Source organism: Lachnospiraceae bacterium GAM79 (genome assembly GCA_020735665.1).
Lineage (GTDB): Bacteria > Bacillota > Clostridia > Lachnospirales > Lachnospiraceae > Coprococcus.
This window is the reverse complement of the sequence record CP085928.1, coordinates 1,414,983-1,433,393: the sequence shown is the minus strand read 5'-3', so window position 1 is coordinate 1,433,393 and position 18,411 is coordinate 1,414,983. Positions and strand designations below refer to the sequence as shown.

General features: G+C 42.8%; 19 protein-coding genes. 11 read left to right on the top strand and 8 right to left on the bottom strand.

Features of this window, described 5'->3' with window-relative positions:
- Nucleotides 1-22: 22 nt before the first annotated feature.
- The 5 genes from LK416_06410 to LK416_06390 are packed head-to-tail and all read right to left on the bottom strand — an operon-like array spanning nt 23 to nt 4,237.
- Nucleotides 23-1,120, bottom strand: a complete 1,098-nt coding sequence (locus LK416_06410; GenBank protein ID UEA75805.1) for an NTP transferase domain-containing protein — start codon at nt 1,118-1,120, stop codon at nt 23-25.
- Complete coding sequence (locus LK416_06405; GenBank protein UEA75804.1) at nt 1,053-1,388, bottom strand: LysR family transcriptional regulator; 336 nt, start codon at nt 1,386-1,388, stop codon at nt 1,053-1,055. Before LK416_06405 ends, LK416_06410 begins: the two co-directional genes overlap by 68 nt.
- Nucleotides 1,385-2,182: an ABC transporter ATP-binding protein gene (locus LK416_06400; GenBank protein UEA75803.1), complete on the bottom strand. Its 798-nt coding sequence runs from the start codon at nt 2,180-2,182 to the stop codon at nt 1,385-1,387. The genes LK416_06405 and LK416_06400 overlap by 4 nt, the downstream gene beginning before the upstream one ends.
- Nucleotides 2,179-3,156, bottom strand: a complete 978-nt coding sequence (locus LK416_06395; GenBank protein UEA75802.1) for an iron ABC transporter permease — start codon at nt 3,154-3,156, stop codon at nt 2,179-2,181. Before LK416_06395 ends, LK416_06400 begins: the two co-directional genes overlap by 4 nt.
- Nucleotides 3,140-4,237 (bottom strand): ABC transporter substrate-binding protein, encoded by a 1,098-nt coding sequence (locus tag LK416_06390; protein ID UEA75801.1) that lies wholly within the window; start codon nt 4,235-4,237, stop codon nt 3,140-3,142. Before LK416_06390 ends, LK416_06395 begins: the two co-directional genes overlap by 17 nt.
- Before the next feature lie 130 nt (nt 4,238-4,367).
- On the opposite strand from LK416_06390, the gene LK416_06385 reads away from it, so the two are divergent.
- Genes LK416_06385 through LK416_06370 form a run of 4 tightly spaced genes read left to right on the top strand, consistent with a single transcriptional unit; the run spans nt 4,368 to nt 9,339 of the window.
- The gene (locus LK416_06385; protein ID UEA75800.1) at nt 4,368-5,168 is read left to right on the top strand and encodes an FAD binding domain-containing protein; all 801 of its coding nucleotides are present in this window, start codon (nt 4,368-4,370) and stop codon (nt 5,166-5,168) included.
- On the top strand, nt 5,159-5,644 hold the full coding sequence (locus LK416_06380) for a (2Fe-2S)-binding protein (GenBank protein UEA75799.1): 486 nt from the start codon (nt 5,159-5,161) through the stop codon (nt 5,642-5,644). The genes LK416_06385 and LK416_06380 overlap by 10 nt, the downstream gene beginning before the upstream one ends.
- Entirely contained in the window at nt 5,625-7,925 is a 2,301-nt protein-coding gene (locus tag LK416_06375; protein ID UEA75798.1) for a molybdopterin-dependent oxidoreductase, read from the top strand. The genes LK416_06380 and LK416_06375 overlap by 20 nt, the downstream gene beginning before the upstream one ends.
- 19 nt (nt 7,926-7,944) lie before the next feature.
- Complete coding sequence (locus tag LK416_06370) at nt 7,945-9,339, top strand: purine permease (protein UEA75797.1); 1,395 nt, start codon at nt 7,945-7,947, stop codon at nt 9,337-9,339.
- Between the two features lie 3 nt (nt 9,340-9,342).
- Here LK416_06370 and LK416_06365 read toward each other — a convergent pair whose 3' ends face one another.
- Together LK416_06365 and LK416_06360 are read right to left on the bottom strand one after the other, a co-directional pair.
- Nucleotides 9,343-9,879, bottom strand: a complete 537-nt coding sequence (locus tag LK416_06365) for an HD domain-containing protein (GenBank protein ID UEA75796.1) — start codon at nt 9,877-9,879, stop codon at nt 9,343-9,345.
- 439 nt (nt 9,880-10,318) lie between these two features.
- Nucleotides 10,319-11,854, bottom strand: coding sequence for a sodium/proline symporter (locus LK416_06360; GenBank protein UEA75795.1), 1,536 nt, complete (start codon nt 11,852-11,854; stop codon nt 10,319-10,321).
- Between the two features lie 386 nt (nt 11,855-12,240).
- On the opposite strand from LK416_06360, the gene LK416_06355 reads away from it, so the two are divergent.
- The 5 genes from LK416_06355 to LK416_06335 all read left to right on the top strand — a co-directional run bounded on the left by LK416_06355 (nt 12,241) and on the right by LK416_06335 (nt 15,155).
- Complete coding sequence (locus LK416_06355) at nt 12,241-13,485, top strand: ammonium transporter (GenBank protein ID UEA75794.1); 1,245 nt, start codon at nt 12,241-12,243, stop codon at nt 13,483-13,485.
- Between the two features lie 25 nt (nt 13,486-13,510).
- Complete coding sequence (locus LK416_06350; protein UEA75793.1) at nt 13,511-13,858, top strand: P-II family nitrogen regulator; 348 nt, start codon at nt 13,511-13,513, stop codon at nt 13,856-13,858.
- Between the two features lie 123 nt (nt 13,859-13,981).
- Nucleotides 13,982-14,503, top strand: a complete 522-nt coding sequence (locus LK416_06345) for a hypothetical protein (GenBank protein ID UEA75792.1) — start codon at nt 13,982-13,984, stop codon at nt 14,501-14,503.
- Between the two features lie 10 nt (nt 14,504-14,513).
- Nucleotides 14,514-14,876: a hypothetical protein gene (locus LK416_06340; protein ID UEA75791.1), complete on the top strand. Its 363-nt coding sequence runs from the start codon at nt 14,514-14,516 to the stop codon at nt 14,874-14,876.
- Nucleotides 14,877-15,155, top strand: a complete 279-nt coding sequence (locus tag LK416_06335) for a DUF308 domain-containing protein (GenBank protein UEA75790.1) — start codon at nt 14,877-14,879, stop codon at nt 15,153-15,155.
- A gap of 430 nt (nt 15,156-15,585) precedes the next feature.
- Here the strand turns inward: LK416_06335 and LK416_06330 are convergent, their stop codons facing one another.
- On the bottom strand, nt 15,586-16,101 hold the full coding sequence (locus tag LK416_06330; GenBank protein ID UEA75789.1) for a ubiquinone biosynthesis protein: 516 nt from the start codon (nt 16,099-16,101) through the stop codon (nt 15,586-15,588).
- 116 nt (nt 16,102-16,217) lie between these two features.
- On the opposite strand from LK416_06330, the gene LK416_06325 reads away from it, so the two are divergent.
- Entirely contained in the window at nt 16,218-17,048 is an 831-nt protein-coding gene (locus LK416_06325) for a polysaccharide deacetylase family protein (GenBank protein UEA75788.1), read from the top strand.
- A gap of 51 nt (nt 17,049-17,099) precedes the next feature.
- A complete protein-coding gene (locus tag LK416_06320) occupies nt 17,100-18,410 on the top strand; it encodes a bifunctional folylpolyglutamate synthase/dihydrofolate synthase (GenBank protein ID UEA75787.1) in 1,311 nt (436 codons plus the stop codon).
- Nucleotide 18,411: the final 1 nt, after the last annotated feature.

The following is an 18,411-nucleotide window of genomic DNA, read 5'->3' as shown; positions in this document are numbered from 1 at the left end:
TAAAATAAAATGTCAAGAATGATTAAAGGTTCCCATGGAGTAATTGGGATAAATCATCAGGTGTATCAATATCTCTTAGTTCGTTTATATCTGAAACAGAAATGGTACGGATACGATCAGGATGATTATTTATTATCAGACTGCCGCCTTTTCTTAAAGGAAGATTCTGAAGTTCCTCAAAAAATTCAGCCGGGAAGATAACAGGAGAACCGACTATATCTCCATAACAGGTTCGCCAGATTGAGTTTCTGTCATTTTCCGCACAAAGAAGCAGCGAGATCATGGATTCTTTTTGAAGCAAAGGCTGGTCGGCGGGGAGAAAGACGCAGCGATCGATATGATCACCAATGGTTTCCAGACCGAGGCGAATCATATCGTTTCGATGCGGAAAGTTATGAAGCAGTACCGGAATATTTTGTTTTATACATAGGCTCTGAATTTCCTTGTGAATGGTTACCACGACAGATGTTGTAAACAGATTCTTAATAATGTTAAGAGAGAAATCGATCAATGGTTGTCCATTGAAATCAGCAAGCAGCTTATTTCCACCAAAGCGGGTACCCTGACCGGATGCCATGATGATACAGCCTGCATTTCCATATGGTTGATCGAGATCCACAAGGAAAACATCCTTATGGTTACGCAGTTCCTCCAGGAATGGAAGCTTTTGTTTTCGCACGACCATGAGAAGCTGTTTGTGCTTCATTAAGGTTCGTATAGCTTGCTGGTATTTGCAGGAATTACTTTCCAGAAAACCGATTTCATCAATCGTGATCCATTCGGAAGTTGTATGCAGACAGGAATGTAAGAATGCGGTTCCTTTTTCATCAAAGCATTCGGGAATAGCAAGCATCTGATTTCTCTTATGGGTTGGATCCGAATGATAACGTCCAATCTGGATTATTTCTTTTGAACAGTTGTTTTTCAGGTAGACTCCTTTTTCCGGTACTACCCAGGAGGTAACACCGGGCATCGGGGAGGAAAAGAGAGATGCCAGAAGTGTTGTTTTTCCACTTCCGGATGCTCCTGTCAGAACCAGATGTTTTTTTCCGCTAGTCTGAAAAGATCTCCATATAGAGTTTGCTGTTGGCCTCGTTACAGGCATTCCGGTAGGTTTCATATTTTTTCAGCCATTCCTTTCCCTCTGGAGTCAGAGTACTTCCACCACCGGATCTGCCACCGGTGCTACGTTTTGTCAGAGAAAATCCTAGTTCTTTTTCTGCCTTATTGATCATACGGAGTGCCTTTGTATAGGCAAGTCCCATAGAGATTGATGCAGAACGGAGAGAGCCGGTTTCTTCGATCATATGAAGCAGTTGGCATGGCCCGGCCCCAAAAAATTTTTCGTTATTATCATTTACAAAATAAATTTTTGTTATTGCTTTCAAGATGTTTCAGCCTCCTTCATCATAACAAGCCTGCTATTTCCAAGACGATCGTTAAGCTTTGACAGACTGATTGTACCATATATTTTGGAAAGAAGCTGTTCCATCTCGGAAATTGATGTTTCGGATGGAATGATCGTACCGATCAATCTGCCGTCTGACAGGATCAGAAGTGAATCACAATAATTTAGCGCCAGAGCTGAATCATGTAGTGTGATCAGGGCAGAAGCATGATTTTGTTGGATATAATCCTGTAAAAGCTCCATTGCCTGATAACGTAGCCGAAAATCTAAGGCACTTTCCGGTTCATCCAAAAGAAGAAGTTTTCGTTTGCCTGCAAATGTACGTGCTAATATACATAACTGTTTCTGACCGGCACTCAGACTTTGAAAATTATCATACATCCGGTTGCCAAGACCAACATCGATAAGTGCCTGTATAGCTGTTTCCTTCATTTGCCGGGTTGGAGTCTGCAACAGTTTAAGTTCAGGGTTGAACCCCATCATAACTACATCAAAAAGCGTGAGATCTAAAGAGATACTGTTATTTTGTGGTATATATCCACAAAGCCTTGCCAGTTCCTTTGGGGAAATTGATTCTACGGTAATTGTATCAAGCTGACAGTTCCCCGTATGGGGAAGCAGATTTGCCAGGGACTTGATCAAGGTGGTTTTTCCGCAACCGTTTGCCCCAAGTATACCAATAATCTGACCGGAGTCGACGGAAAAACTGATATTTTTGATAATGTTTGTTCCATTATATCCGGCAGACAGATTGTTTACAGTCAGTAATTTCATATCCGATCACTTCTCCTTATACATAGATAGATTAAGAATGGGACTCCTAAAAGACTTGTAAAGATACTTACAGGCAGTTCTGTGGATGCTATACTACGAGCAAATATATCTCCCATGGTTAGCAGACATCCACCGATCAGTCCGCTTAACAGCATGGTGGATAGCCGGTTATTTTTTAGTAATAAACGTGCTCCGTGTGGTGCCAGAAGAGATACGAAGCTGATCAGTCCGGTCATACTGATCACACCGGAAACAGCCAGTGTCGCAATCAACAAAACAATCAGACGAATCTGCTGTACATTTACACCGAGCATTTTTCCCTCATTATCATCTAAAGAGAGAAGAATGATCTGTCGATATAATAAGAATAGAATGACTGAACAGAAAAGACACAGGATAATATTTCCTTTTATGGAGTAGATGCTGATTCCATTTAGGCTTCCCATGATCCAATATTCAATCGATGCCAGTTGTTTTTCCGGATCTGCGATTAATTTCAGACAAACCAGTGCCGTCTGTGCGAGACTGTGAACAGCAATTCCGGCAAGTACAATGCTGTGACCATTTCGGTCTGCGGTTAAGAAAGATAATACCAGTGCAAGGATAACAGAACAAACAGCCCCTGCAAAAGCAGAGACTGTGATCGCCATAGAACCGGATAAGAACAGAATTCCAAATGCTGCACCGGCACTGGCTCCCGAAGATACGCCAATGATATCAGGGGAGGCCAGAGGATTCCGAAAAACGGTCTGATAGACAAAACCTGCCATGCCAAGGACAAATCCTCCGATAGCACCGATAACAGCGCGGCTGGCACGGAGCGTAAGAAATACTCGCCATTGCATGGAGTCTCCGGCTATCAGACCGGTTAGGGTGATCCTGTATTTTCCGATAAACAGGGAAGCTGCTGTCAGAAGAATCAGACCTACGCTTCCGGCAATAAGATATAAATTTGCTTTATTTTTTGATTCCATAGAATGTTTCATAGAAAGAATTCATCTCTTTCGTATAAGTATCAGTTGAAACCTGATCAGGATGCAGGATTCCGGCAAGCCAGATGGAAGCCAGGATACTAGCAGGTACAGGACTGTCCAGTGCTTCGATATCCCCCGGAATAGCATAAACGTGGTTATTTTTTACTGCTGTGCAGTCTTTCAGGTTCGGATCGCTTAATACATCATCTACTGTATATTCTGCATCGGAAGCAAGAATAATATAATCAGGATCCCAGGAGAGAAGCTGTTCATAGCTAATCTCGGCCCAATAGGTATCAGAGATATCAGATGCTACATTTTTACCGCCTGCAAGTTCGATAATACCTGATTGGTACATAGCTGGACCGGCAGTTGACAGGAGAGAAGAATTACCTGCAAGGTAAATATTCGGAGTGTCGTCTGCGGTTGCAAGAGAAGTAGTAAGCATTTCTTTTTCCTGATTAATGAAGTCAAGCAGTTGGTCTGCTTTATCCTGGGTATTTGTAGCTGTGGCAATAAGACTGATCATTTCGGATAACTGATCCGGACTTTCTGGATTTACCAGTAGCACAGGAATACCAAGCTCTGTCAGACTCTTTGCGGCATCCTTTAGCTTTAACGGCAAAATCACAAGATCCGGTGAAAGAGAAGCACAGGTTTCCAGATCGAATTCCTTTGCTGTTCCGACGTTTGGAAGTTCCTGAAGCTCCGGGGCAGCCAGTTTGTAGATCGGTCTTTTGTCTGCCTTTGCCTCAATACCTACCACCTTGCCCGATAATCCAAGTGCGATCAGAAGACTGGAAGGAATGTAGTATCCGCTTACAATCTTAGCTGGCTCTTTTTCAATGGTAACGGTGCGGTCTGCCTGATCCGTAACTGTGACCGGATAAGAGGTTTCTTTTTCGTCAGCTTCTGTAGACACATCATCTGAAGAAGTTTCTGATGATAATTCTGAGGTCGCTTCTGATGAAGCGGTTGTCCCCGTGCCTGCAGGCTTTGATGAAGTATTACAGCCTGCCAGAGATAAAAGCAGGGAACAGATTAAAAATAAGGATAAGCATTTTTTTAATGTTTTTTTCATAATAACTCCTTTTCGTTATATTTTAAATAATACAACGGTATTGTAGCAAAGCATCTTTTCAAAAACAAGTATTTTTACTATAATATATCTTGATATAGTGCGGCTAATGCAACATTTAAAGGAGCTTTTTATGGTAACAATTCAGAATTATATACGTGTTAAAAGTCTGGAAGAGGCTTATCAGTTAAATCAAAAAAAAGGTAGCTGTATAATCGGTGGAATGTTATGGACAAAGATGCAGAACCGGACGATATTGACAGCAATTGATCTGTGTGATTTGAAACTGGATCAGATCGAGGAGACAGAGAATGAGATCATTATCGGTTCGATGGTATCTCTACGACAGCTTGAATTGCATAGAGGCTTAAATAATTATACACAAAATTCTGTCAGAGACGCTGTAAAAGATATTGTCGGTGTACAGTTTCGTAATTTGGCAACGATAGGTGGAAGTATCTGGGGACGTTTTGGTTTCTCTGATGTGCTGACGGTATTTCTTGCCATGGATACATATGTGGAATTATATCAGGGTGGGAGAATACCACTTAGAGAATTTGCGGGGCAGAAGCCGGATCAGGATATTCTGGTTCGCCTGATCATAAAGAAGACGTCCGGATGCTTCTCTTATGCATCTGTAAGAAATCAAAGTACTGATTTTCCGGTGATCGCATGTGCGGCTTCTGTTGTAGGTGGGGAATATCGTTTATCAGTGGGAGCAAGACCGGGACGAGCGATGCTTCTTCTGGATGAAGAAGGACTTCTGTCAGAGGGACTGACAGAAGACTCTATAGAGAACTTTGCTATGTGGGCAGAGAAACATATTCCGACAGGAAGTAATCATCGAGCCGGAGCAAAGTATCGTTCCAGATTGGTTCGTGTATTAAGTCAGCGATTATTAAATAAATTGAGAGAGGAGCAGAAATGGAGATAACAGTAATTGTAAATGGAAAAAAACTGGTGGATTCTATTGAACCGGATCTGCTTCTGATCGATTTTTTGAGAAAGCATGGCTGCTACAGTGTAAAGCGAGGCTGTGAAACTGCAAATTGCGGATTATGTACAGTCTTTTTGGACGGCATTCCTGTGCTTTCCTGCTCCGTGCCTGCGGCAAGGGCAGATGGTCATGAGGTACAGACATTAGAGGGACTTCAGGAGGAAGCTTCTGAATTTGTCGGATTTATTGCAGATCAGGGAGCTGATCAGTGCGGATTTTGCAATCCCGGATTTGTCATGAACACGATTGCATTATTGCGAGAGAATCCGGATCCTACAGATGATGAGATCCGTGCTTATCTGGCAGGAAATCTTTGCAGATGTTCCGGATATGAAGGCCAGTTGCGGGGAATTCGAAATTATCTGGAACATAAGAGATCAAAGGAGGGCATTCATGGAAGAAAAGAAGTATAATTCAGTCAATCATTCGGTTCGTAAAAAAGATGCAATGCAGCTCCTTTTGGGAAAACCGGTTTATGTTGATGATATTACATCATCAGATGCTTTGACGGTAAAGCTTTTAAGAAGCCCATATGCCAATGCTATTGTAGAAGATATCAACGTAGCAATAGCAAAAAAAGTTCCGGGGGTTGTAGATGTTTATACATGGAAGGATGTTCCAAAGCAGAGGTTTGCGATTGCAGGACAGACATATCCAGAACCATCTCCCTATGATCGGCTGATCATAGACCGGCATGTACGTTTTGTAGGGGATGTTGTTGCTATTATTGCGGCTACGGATGAGAAAGCTGCTTTAAAAGCAATGAAGCTGATAAAAGTGAAATATGATATCCTCGAACCGGTTCTTGATTTTCATCAGGCAAAGGATAGTGCTGTCCTTGTACACCCGGAGGAGGACTGGTTTCCACCTATGGAAGTTGGAGGAGATCCCGGACGGAATCTGGTTGCAAGTGAAAAAAACGGAGATGGTGATGTGGATGCTGTAATAGCGGATTGTGATGAGGTGTTCGAACACACATATCATATGCGGGCGTTTAACCAGGCAATGATGGAAACCTTCCGCACCTATACCTGTTTTGACCGATATGGAAGGCTTCATGTGATCTCATCTACACAGATTGTATTTCATGTGCGTCGTATCCTTTCCAGAGCACTGGGCATTCCAAAGAGCAGGATACGTGTTGAGAAACCAAGAATCGGTGGGGGTTTTGGAGCAAAACAGACAGCAGTCAGTGAAGTATATCCGGCGTTTGTCACACTGAAGACCGGACAACCCGCCAAACTTATATTCACAAGAGAAGAGAGTCAGATTGCCGGTTCTCCGCGGCATGAGATGGAAGTTCGTGTACGCCTGGGAGCAGACCGGGACGGACATATCCGCGGACTGGATCTGTATACACTTTCAAATACAGGAGCATATGGAGAACACGGACCTACAACAGTTGGTCTGAGCGGACATAAATCGATTCCCCTTTATACAGGTGGACTTGAAGCATATCGGTTTAATTATGATGTAGTATATACCAATACGATGGCAGCCGGTGCTTACAGGGGATATGGTGCGACACAGGGTATATTTGCACTGGAAAGTGCTGTAAATGAACTTGCAGAAAGACTTGGAATTGATCCGACTGTAATCCGTGAAAACAACATGATCCGTGAAGGAATGAAGATGCCGGCATATTATGGAGAGACAGCAAATGCCTGTGCACTTGATAAATGTATGGCAAAATGCAAAGAATTATTTCATTGGGACGAGAAATATCCTGTTCGTGAGACAGTAGATGGGAAGGTAAGAACAGCCGGAGTAGCTATGGCGATGCAAGGCTCCTGTATCTCCAATCTGGATGTCGGATCGGCAACGGTAAAGCTGGCCGATGACGGAACATTTAATCTGATCATCGGTGCGGCAGATATGGGAACCGGATGTGACACGATCCTAGCTCAGATGGTGGCAGAATGTATGGATTGTTCCGTGGATGATGTAGCTGTATTTGGGGCAGATACGGATGCATCACCATATGATTCCGGTTCGTACGCATCATCTACAACATATGTTACGGGTAAGGCCGTAGAACTTGCCTGTGAGAAACTGAAAAAAAAGCTTTGTGCGATAGCAGCCGGTATGCTTTCCTGCAGTCCGGAGGAAATGATCTTTGAAAATGGAAGGGCATGTCGGGTCAATACAGATCAAAGTGTGTCACTTGCCGAGATTAGTGTAAAAGACCAGATTGCAAATGATATCGCAGCAGTAGCAACGGTTTCCCATTCTTCACCTGTATCGCCTCCACCTTATATGGTCGGTATGGTTGAGATTGAGTTAGACCGATATACAGGAGAGGTAAAGATCCTGGATTATGTAGCTGTTGTTGACTGTGGAATTCCTATCAATCCGGCGTTGGCGCGTATTCAGGCAGAAGGCGGCATCGTACAGGGAATCGGGCATACACTGTTTGAGAATGTCACCTACAATGAAAGAGGATGTCCGATTGAATCCAGTTTCATGCAGTATAAGATTCCAACCCGCCTTGATATGGGACATCTTCAGGTAGAATTTGAACACAGTTATGAACCGACAGGCCCATTTGGAGCCAAGTCTATAGGAGAGATAGTGATCAATACACCTGCACCTGCAATTGCACATGCAATCTATCGTGCAACAGGCGTATGGCACAGAGAACTTCCGATCACTCCGGAAAAGATACTGATGTCCATGTTGGATGAAAAAGAATAAAGATGAGGAGAATTCACAAATGAAAAAAATATTTAAGCTGTCTGAGACAGCATTTCAGATGGATGGAAAGATGCCGCTTTCGCAGGCGATTCCGTTAGGATTACAGCATGTTTTGGCAATGTTTGTAGGAAACCTGACTCCACTTCTGATCATCACAGGAGCATGTGGCCTGGCAGGCGGTGAGTTCGCAGATCTACAGCTTTCTTTGCTTCAGAATGCGATGCTGATCGCAGGAATTGTGACATTGGTACAGTTGTTCGGAATTGGTCCGGTAGGGGGCCGGGTACCGATCATAATGGGAACATCTTCCGGATTTATAGGTGTCTTTAACAGTGTAGCAGCAACCATGGGTGGTGGTATACTGGCATATGGCGCGATCATGGGAGCATCTATTATAGGTGGTCTTTTTGAAACAGTGCTTGGCTTTTTCTTAAAGCCCCTTCGTAAGTTCTTTCCATCGGTCGTAACCGGTACCGTGGTAATGTCGATCGGATTAAGTCTGATTTCGGTAGGTATCAATTCTTTTGGTGGAGGAAATAAAGCAGAAGATTTTGGCTCCATTGAGAATCTGTTACTTGCGTTGTTTGTACTTATTGCGATCTTGTTTTTCAAACATGCGACAAAAGGCTTTTTGAGTTCTTCATCTATTTTATTTGGCATTATTTTCGGATACATTGCAGCAATGATCATGGGCTTTGTTTTGCCGAAAACCGGAGTGACGGCAGATGGTGTAGAATATACAAAGGCATGGGTGTTGAACTGGGATAAAGTTGCGGAAGCCTCCTGGTTTGCGGTTCCGAAGCTTTTGCCTGTAAAACCTGTTTTCGATCTGCGTGCGATTCTTCCGGTTCTTATTATGTTCATTGTAACTGCAGTTGAGACGGTTGGAGATATTTCAGGTGTTATGGAAGGCGGATTGGACAGAGAAGCAACAGATAAAGAACTTGCAGGCGGTGTTATGTGTGACGGACTGGGTTCTTCATTTGCAGCGATATTTGGTGTCCTGCCAAATACATCATTCAGTCAGAACGTTGGATTGGTAGCCATGACAAAGGTTGTAAACCGGTTCGCTCTTGCAACCGGAGCCATTTTCCTTGTCCTTTGCGGCTTATGTCCAAAGCTTGCTGCGTTGGTATCAATCATGCCACAGTCTGTATTAGGTGGCGCAGCAGTCATGATGTTTTCGTCAATTGTAATCAGTGGTATTCAGTTGATCACGAAGAATCCGTTGAATGCCAGAAATCTTTCCATTGTATCAGTAGCACTGGGCGTTGGATATGGAATGGGAGCTAATCCCGGAATTCTGGTACATACACCGGAGGTGGTACAGTTGGTGTTTGGCGGATCGGGAATTGTACCGGCAGCAATGGTAGCAATCCTTTTAAATATCATTTTGCCGAAAGAGGAAAAATAAATACTATTTATACAGTATATGAAACAACTGAAGATATTCCTGTTCGACATTCTCAAACGGACGAACCTCATAAGAAAGGTTGATGTGAAGCTCAGGCTCCGGTCTGTTCGATGGCTCATTTAGCAAAGTGAGAAGATCGAAATAGAGCATGTCGTCGTCGATGCATTTGATCCTGCGTTCTTCTTCCTCTGTCAGAGGAGAACCTAGATATTTTGTATAGATCACATTTAACAGATTCTGTTCCAGATCTTTATATGCAGGAAGATGCTTCTTAAAAGGTCTTGGAACATCTGACAGGTAGGCTTCACTTGCATCGTGAAGCAGACAGGCAAGCACCAGTCGGTCGGAATACCCACGGGCAGCCGCTTCCTTTGCACAGTTGATACAATGACTGCCGACGGAAAAGAAGGTCTTTACATGACCGTTTCCACGACAAATTAGTGATAATGCGTGTGCGATGTCCTCGATATGAAGATGTTCTGCCTCCGGCAGAGTCGGATCAAAATGATCCCCGGTATAAGTTGTAATATAATCAGTCATATAAAAATCATCCTGTCGAAAATAGTTATTTCCACTGATTATATAACAAAAGCAGATAAAATCAACTTTATTTTCTTTATCCAATTACGGCTCTGTTATAGTTCACATATTATTGCGCAAGACGCTCTCGCTCTACCCTCATGTAGCGGTTCTAAGCTCACTGCTTACAGCAGTTCACTAAGTACCGACATTCGGGCAGGCTTGCTTCATAATAGTGAACTATAACAGAGCCGTAATTTTGAAAATGTAAGTTATTTCAAAATATACATAAGAAAAAGGAAACCGCTATACTATTATGAAGCAAGCCTTTTTCAACGCCGGTACTTAGTGAGTCACCTTATAGGCGAGGAGCTTAGCACCGTTGCGTTGAAATAGAGTGCAAACGACTTGCGCAATAATATGTATAGCGGCTTCCTTTTTCGTAAGGGGGGAGATTTGCCTACGCCTTTTGGCTGGCTGCTTCAAACTCCCGGACGATTTCTTCATCAGGAGCCTTTGTAAGCAGGCTGACCACAATGATGAAGATCAGGGATACGATAAATGCAGGAAGCAGTTCGTAGATATCAAGAATTCCTCCAAGTGGACGAATCAGATACTTCCAGATAAATACGGTAGCACCACCGGATATGATACCGGCGATCGCACCTGCAAGATTACAACGTTTCCAGAATAAAGAACAAAGCACAACAGCACCAAATGCACCGCCGAAGCCTGCCCATGCGAAGGAAACGATCTTGAATACACTGGAGTTAGGATTTCTTGCAAGGAAGATACTTACGATCGCAATACCAACGATTGTTAAACGTGCGATCAGAAGATTTGTCTTCTCGGAAATCTTGATCTTTAAGAAATCATGTACTATATTCTGTGAAACACCGGATGCAGCAGCAAGCATCTGACTGTCTGCGGTAGACATCGTAGCGGCAAGGATACCGGCAAGGATGATACCTGCGATAAGAGCAGTTAATGCATTATGCTGGCTGATGATACCTGCGATACGAACGATAATAGTTTCACTGTTTGAACCGGTCAGAGTTTCAAGTGCGCCTGCTTTGGTCATACCAAGACCGACAATACCGATCAGAACACCTGCGGTCATAGCGATCACGACCCATACAGAGGCAATACGGCGGGAAAGTACCAGTTTTTTCTCATCCTCGATTGCCATGAAACGGACAAGGATATGAGGCATACCAAAGTAACCGAGTCCCCATGCTGCGGTTGAGAAAATTGTCAAAAAGTTATATTTGACTTCAGAACCGGAGACAACATCAAAGGTAGATGTCAGAGACAGATAACCCGGAAGGGCGGCTGCGTTGTCCATAACGGCTGTCCAACCACCTGCGCTTGTGATTCCATAGATCAGAACGATCGCAAGTGCACCGGTCATAACGATACTCTGAACAAGGTCTGTAACACATACGGCATTGAACCCACCGGTGATAGTGTAACCAACAATCAACAGGGCGGACAACATCATGGCAACCTGATAATTGATACCGAATAAGCTGTTGAACAGCTTACCACAGGCAGCAAAACCGGATGCTGTGTAAGGGATGAAGAAGATAATGATAACAAGAGCGGAAAGTGCTGTGATAACATTATTCTTATCATGGAATCGTTTTGCAAAGAAATCAGGCACAGTGATCGCACCGATATTATTTGAATAACGTCTGAGTTTTCTGGACACGAAGAACCAGTTCAACCATGTACCAACGGCAAGACCGATGGCAGTCCATGCGGCATCACAGATACCGGACAGATATGCAACGCCCGGAAGTCCCATCAGGAGCCAGCTTGACATATCACTTGCTTCAGCACTCATGGCTGTTACGAGAGGTCCCATCTTACGGCCGCCAAGATAGAAATCTTCTGTACTGTTGTTACGCTTGCTGTAAACAAAGCCGATCACAAGCATGATCGCCAGGTAGACAACGATTGCAAGCATGATGAAAAAGTTAGTTGTCATAAACATTTAAATATCCTCCAATTTTTTATTGCGTATGCATAACATGGACAAAATCGTTAAATTTCGTAATAGAATACATAACTAAAAAATCATAGCGTAATATGAGAAAAAAGTCAAACAAATACGATCTGCTTTAGAAAAACAGGTAAAATGATGTCCTGGCTAAAGAATGGTAAAGAGTTTGTAAAAAATACTTGAAAAAATAAATCAGGTCTGTTAATATGTCTTCAGACAAAGACGTCAGTTGAACGAGATACGTTCGATTGGCGTCTTTTCTGTTTTACAAAAAAAGTACCATGGAATTTTGTAAAAGAGTGAAGCGAAACCTGTCGGGGGATGCGCACCTGCCGGAGATTTCAAAAAGAATTTCAGAAAAAATGGAGGAAATAGTTATGAATACTGGTGATACTGGTTTTATGCTGATCTGTACAGCGTTGGTATTTTTTATGACACCGGGACTTGCTTTCTTTTATGGTGGAATGGTGCGAAGGAAAAATGTCGTTAATACGATGATGGCATGTACTTTTATTATGGGACTTTCAGTTGTAATGTGGATATTATTTGGTTACTCTCTTTCTTTTGGGGGAAATCACGGAGGAATCATTGGTGATCTCAGATGGTTTGCATTAAATAGCATATCCATGAATGAGGCCGGACCATATGCAGACAATATTCCGCATTTTGTATATATTGCATTTCAGATGATGTTTGCAATGATCACGCCGGCACTGATCACAGGATCATTAGTCGGACGTGTAAAGTTTAAGGCTTTATTCTTCTTTATCATGTTCTGGTCGATTCTGGTTTACTACCCGATGGCACATATGGTATGGGGACAGGGCGGTTTCCTTGCAGAGATCGGTTCCGTCGATTTTGCAGGCGGAAATGTCGTACATATCAGCTCCGGTGTAAGTGCATTGATATTTGCGATTATCCTTGGCAGACGAAAAGGTTATGAGAATACTGCTTATCGTGTTCATAACATTCCATTCGTTGCTCTTGGCGCATTTATCCTCTGGTTCGGATGGTTCGGCTTCAATGCAGGAAGTGCCCTCGGAGCAAATGGCCTTGCAGCTCATGCATTCTTAACCTCAGCGATCGCAAGTGCGAGTGCCATGATGTCATGGATGCTGATCGATGTGATAAAAGATGAAAAGCCAACCTTGGTTGGTGCTTCGACCGGTCTTGTTGTCGGGCTGGTTGCGATCACACCGGGAGCAGGCTTTGTTCCGGTCTGGTCTGCATTTATCATCGGTGCACTTGTAAGTCCGATCTGTTGTGGTATGATTACTTTATTGAAGAAGAAATTGAAAATAGATGATGCACTCGATGCTTTTGGATGTCATGGTATCGGTGGTGTCTGGGGTGGTATCGCGACCGGATTATTTGGTAAGAGTTCGATCAACAGCGTTGCCAGATGGGATGGACTGTTCTTCGGAGACTATCACCTTTTTGTTGCACAGTTGATCGGTATCGTTGTGACAATAGCAGTTGCAGTGGTCGGAACGTTTATCTGTCTTGGACTTGTAAGACTGATCACACCGCTTCGTGTATCAGATAAGGAAGAAAAGATCGGTCTGGATATCGCAGAACAGGGAGAAAGTGCATATCCGACATTTAACGGACTGGATTCATAGAAGTTGCGGAAAGGAGTATGATAATATGATGATCAAGATAGAAGCAATCGTGCGAGAAGAAGTATTTGAAGATGTAAAGGAAGCACTGAATGCGATCGATGTAAATGGTATTACGGTATCTCAGGTAATGGGATGCGGTGCACAGCGAGGATATAAGAAGCTGGTACGTGGTACAGAGGTTGATGTCGTTATGCAGCCGAAGATTAAATTTGAGATCGTAGTTTCTTCGGAAGAATGGGAGAAGAAGACGATCGATGCGATCCAGAAGGCAGCATACACCGGAGAAGTCGGAGACGGCAAGATCTTCAGTTATGAGATCCGCACCGCCATGAAGATCCGTACGAAGGAAAGCGGCTATGATGCGCTGAATTAGATAAACAGGAGGAGCCTGTAAGACGGGTTCCTCTTATTTTTCTGTCTTAAATTCCATTTACAAGCCATGAAAAACAGTTTATAGTTATAGGAGTTATAAATTGTTCAGGACGGTGTATAAAATATGAAATTTAAGAGTACAAATGAGATAGAAACCATTCAGTTACGGGATGCACAGATCAAAGAAATGAAGCTTGTCGGAGCTGGAGAAGTGGAAACAGATGGCGAAGCAGCTTCCCTTAAAGGGCTTCGGGCAAGATGGCTGGAACTCTATGTAGAAGGTGCAGTTGTAAAGGATAACAATTCTCAGAACGAATACTATACAGACAAATATGCCGATCAGATGGAGATCCGGTTTAAGAATCCGGTCATCGAAGCGGTGTTGTTAGAAGGTCATAAGTATTATGATGCAAATGATAATCTGGTAGAAGAAGTTCCGGATCAGAAACTTGCGGAAGATGAGTATGAAAAGATATTTGGAAAGTTCAAAGAGAACTATATCTTCTATGGTGGTAAGCCGGAAGCAGATAAGAAGTGTTATCAGATGATCGTTGATGTTGACGAAGATTCTTATATAGTAAGCTTTTATTATGATAAGGTAATTGCCGGATGGAATCATTTCCTGAATAAGGCAAACATGGGTTAGGTGATCGAATATGGCAAAACGAATCAAAGAATATCTGGTATATGTAGATAAACTGCTTGCAAGGGATGATGTTGATTTTGATGAGGAGATGCGGAGACATCTGGTGCAGATCAAATTTTTCATGCATGAGCGTTTGATCCATCTTCTTGTAACAATCTTATTTGCGATCCTTACGGTAGGCTGCTGTGTGACCTTTGTGGTGACGGAAAAAATACAGATCTTACTGTTAGCGGCAGCACTGTTTGTCTTACTGATCCCATATATCCGGCATTATTATTTACTCGAAAACAGCGTGCAGAGAATGTACGATCAGTATGACAAAATGATGGAAAAAGCAGGAAAAGATGCATTTTATACAGGAAAGGAAAGTTAAATGTTTAATCTGGTAATGGGAATCATCATGATCGGAATCGGAACGATCTGTCTGGTAAAGGGGTGTATAGGTACCTTAAGCCCTGTGATGATCTTCTTTGGATGCTGTATGATCGTATTCGGTATCGTGGAGATCATCCGGTCAAAAGCTATCCGCAAACGCGAACAGCAGAGAAAAGACCATGAGATGGATGTCTACCTCAAAATGGCAGAGGAGATGGGCGTAGTCGTAAATCCCATCACCCATGAAATTGTCAAAAAAGAGGACGATAAATCTTAAAACGGACGAACTGGTCGATGGTTATACCTATTATTACGCAAGACGTTTGCACTCTATCCTCATGTAGCGGTACTAGATTCGCTGTTTATACAGCTCATCAAGGACCGACATTCGGATAGGCTTGCTACATAATAGTATAACCATCGACCGGTTCGTTCGTCTTACTTTTTATCGTCCTGATAAAGCAAGTCCACCATTGTATTCTCGAAAAAAATATAAATAAAAACAACAGATATTTAAAAAATAGGATTGTTGAATTTTGATACCGTAAAAAAAATGGAAGACAGGGTTACTGTTATGAAGCAAGCCTGCCTGAGCGCTGGTACTTAGGCTGCGTACTTTGCAGCCTTACGTACCACTGCGTTGAAGGTAGAGCGAAAGCGTCTTGCATAATAATAGGTAACCCTGTCTTCCGTTTTTTAAAGGTGGTCTACTTCAAGGTTGAGAAGTCAAATTCGGACACGCCGGAGCCGGAGACTGCCTTGTAGACCTTGCCGGAGGTAGAATCTACATAGAAGTCACCAACCTTAGAGTTGTCAGATTTTCTGGTGTCATGAAGCTCAAAGTGGTAGCCCATGCTGCCGGAGTTATAATCAGTAAGATCCTTGTCGTTATTACGGACTTCATAGTTTTTAGAGTCACCGGGAATCTGATCCATAAAATACTTATAAGCATGGTCATAAGTATCATAGCTTCCGGTCAGAGCATCGGATACATCCTTTGCTGCATCATCTACAATATCTCCGGCATCATCGATCATGTTACCGAGATCCTTACCTACAGAACCTGTACCGTTTGAATTATTTCCATTTTCTGTGGAACTGCTGTCCTCTGTACTGCTCCCGGTTGTTGTACCGGTTGTTTCAGGGTTATTTTTCTCGCCGCATGCAGTCAGGGTAAATGCCATGACAACCAGACATGCGCATAAAAGAAATGATTTTTTCATTTTTTATTCTCCTTTTCCATTTGATAAAAATAGTATCTGACATTTCCTGTTTTTTATTCGAATAAAAATATCAGATTAGGAGTATAGATGTATAAAAAACGGAAGATCTTATAAAAATGAGGAAAATAATAAAAACAGTTTTATCCCACATAAAAGCCAATGAAGCGTTAAAAGAGTGTGACCGATTTTTTGCAGCTTATTGGCAAAATATAATTCTGGTTGCTGCACTGATCGTATTTTTATTGTTTACAGGAAAATTCATTATCGATCAGAAAGATAAATTTCCGGATTCAGACAGCGTGGCTGCCATGTCATCAAAGGCAGTGACGCGAAAACGGGCATATCTGACCTTTGACGACGGCCCATCCGATCAGACCGGAGAGATCCTTGATATTTTAAAAGAGCATAACGTTAAAGCTACGTTCTTTGTAATAGGAAGAAATGAACGATACTATCCCATGTACAAACGGATCGTGGAGGAAGGGCATACGCTGGCGATCCATTCATATTCCCATGAATATAGTACGATCTATGCAAGCTATGACAATTTCGTGAATGATGTTGAGGAATTAAGAAAATTATTGTATGATGTTACAGGAGTGGACTGCCGGTATTACAGGTTCCCGGGTGGAAGTTCAAACCGTGTTACGCAGGTACCGGTGAATGACCTGATCGACTATCTGGACTCGGCAGGATTGACGTATTTTGACTGGAATGCATTGAATAATGATGCGGTGATTGCCGGACAGACACCGGATCAGCTTGTAAAGAATATATTGAAGGATGCATTAAATTATGATGACACGATCATATTGATGCATGATCTGGATTGCTGTCATGAAACAGTGGAATCTCTGCCGTCACTGATTGAACAATTAGAGGAACATGGATATGAGATCCTTCCGATTGATGATGATACACCGCATATCCAACATAGAACACATTAGAAATAGTTCATTATATTTTATCTATACATAATCAAGTAAAGAGGCTAAAGAATGACATACGAAGAAGCATATCTATATATGAAAGAAGCGGGAAAAAGAGGCAGTGTCTACGGAACGGAGACAGTGAAAGAACTACTTTTAAGACTGGGGAATCCACAGGATCGGGTTCCTGTCGTTCATATAGCCGGAACAAACGGAAAAGGTTCTATATTCGCATTTGTCGGGCATATTCTGGAGGATGCAGGGTATGTTGCCGGACGCTATATATCCCCAACGATCTTTACATATCTGGAACGATTTCAGATAAATGGACATTATATGAAGGAATCGGAATTTGCACGGATCATGGAGACTGTGATCCCGGTTTGCGAGGATATGGAGGAAGCCGGGCTTCCGATTCCGACCGCATTTGAGCTTGAGACTGCGGTAGCATTTCTGTATTTTGTGCAGAAAAAGGTCGATATCGTGTTACTGGAAACCGGAATGGGAGGAAAGAACGATGCGACAAATGTGGTGAAACAGCCGCTTTGTACCGTGCTTGCAAGCATCAGCAGAGATCATATGCAGTTTCTTGGTGATACATTGCAGGAGATTCTGGAACAGAAGATGGGGATCCTTCGGGAACAGGTTCCGTGTGTGGCATATCCGATGCAGGATGAGATGAGACAGATATGGCTAAAAAAATGTGATAAAATGCAGATAGAACCGATCATGGCAGATACCGACCAACTGCAGGTCATAGCAGAAGATCTGCATGGAAGCAGGTTTTGTTATAAAGGACAGGAGTATGAGCTGGGGATTCCCGGAATCTATCAGATCTATAACAGTATAACCGCAATTGAGGTCTGTAATTGTATAAAAAAACAGTTTGATTTAAAAAATGTGAGTATAAAGAACGGATTAAAAAAGACGTTGTGGGAGGGCAGATTCCAGAAGATTAAGGATGTGCCTTTGACTTATATTGATGGAGCACATAATGAAGGCGGATGGAGAAGTCTCAGAGAGAATATCCGGGCATATTTTACAGGGCGGCCGTTGATCTATATCTGTGGTGTTCTTGCAGATAAAGAGTATGAGAAAATGGTGGATATCATGGCACCATTTGCAAGTTTTATCATAACGGTAACGCCGGATAATCCACGGGCGCTTGATAAGGAGATTCTGGCAGAATGCTATCGTTCATACGGAAAGCCGGTGGATACGGCAGAGGATGTGTTTGCTGCGCAGAGACAGGCGGAAACACTGGCACAAGAATTGACAGAGCCGGTGATCGTGGTATTTGGTTCATTATCTTTTATTGGACCGCTGATACCGCGGATAAGTAGTACGATAAACCAGGAGAGGACTACAGAGAAGAAATGAC

Bases quoted from the DNA above. Each gene is read 5' to 3' on its own strand.
- LK416_06410 (UEA75805.1), bottom strand. From the start codon at position 1,120: ATGAAACCTACCGGAATGCCTGTAACGAGGCCAACAGCAAACTCTATA.
- LK416_06400 (UEA75803.1), bottom strand. From the start codon at position 2,182: ATGAAATTACTGACTGTAAACAATCTGTCTGCCGGATATAATGGAACA.
- LK416_06395 (UEA75802.1), bottom strand. From the start codon at position 3,156: ATGGAATCAAAAAATAAAGCAAATTTATATCTTATTGCCGGAAGCGTA.
- LK416_06390 (UEA75801.1), bottom strand. From the start codon at position 4,237: ATGAAAAAAACATTAAAAAAATGCTTATCCTTATTTTTAATCTGTTCC.
- LK416_06385 (UEA75800.1), top strand. From the start codon at position 4,368: ATGGTAACAATTCAGAATTATATACGTGTTAAAAGTCTGGAAGAGGCT.
- LK416_06380 (UEA75799.1), top strand. From the start codon at position 5,159: ATGGAGATAACAGTAATTGTAAATGGAAAAAAACTGGTGGATTCTATT.
- LK416_06375 (UEA75798.1), top strand. From the start codon at position 5,625: ATGGAAGAAAAGAAGTATAATTCAGTCAATCATTCGGTTCGTAAAAAA.
- LK416_06370 (UEA75797.1), top strand. From the start codon at position 7,945: ATGAAAAAAATATTTAAGCTGTCTGAGACAGCATTTCAGATGGATGGA.
- LK416_06365 (UEA75796.1), bottom strand. From the start codon at position 9,879: ATGACTGATTATATTACAACTTATACCGGGGATCATTTTGATCCGACT.
- LK416_06360 (UEA75795.1), bottom strand. From the start codon at position 11,854: ATGTTTATGACAACTAACTTTTTCATCATGCTTGCAATCGTTGTCTAC.
- LK416_06355 (UEA75794.1), top strand. From the start codon at position 12,241: ATGAATACTGGTGATACTGGTTTTATGCTGATCTGTACAGCGTTGGTA.
- LK416_06350 (UEA75793.1), top strand. From the start codon at position 13,511: ATGATGATCAAGATAGAAGCAATCGTGCGAGAAGAAGTATTTGAAGAT.
- LK416_06345 (UEA75792.1), top strand. From the start codon at position 13,982: ATGAAATTTAAGAGTACAAATGAGATAGAAACCATTCAGTTACGGGAT.
- LK416_06340 (UEA75791.1), top strand. From the start codon at position 14,514: ATGGCAAAACGAATCAAAGAATATCTGGTATATGTAGATAAACTGCTT.
- LK416_06335 (UEA75790.1), top strand. From the start codon at position 14,877: ATGTTTAATCTGGTAATGGGAATCATCATGATCGGAATCGGAACGATC.
- LK416_06330 (UEA75789.1), bottom strand. From the start codon at position 16,101: ATGAAAAAATCATTTCTTTTATGCGCATGTCTGGTTGTCATGGCATTT.
- LK416_06325 (UEA75788.1), top strand. From the start codon at position 16,218: ATGAGGAAAATAATAAAAACAGTTTTATCCCACATAAAAGCCAATGAA.
- LK416_06320 (UEA75787.1), top strand. From the start codon at position 17,100: ATGACATACGAAGAAGCATATCTATATATGAAAGAAGCGGGAAAAAGA.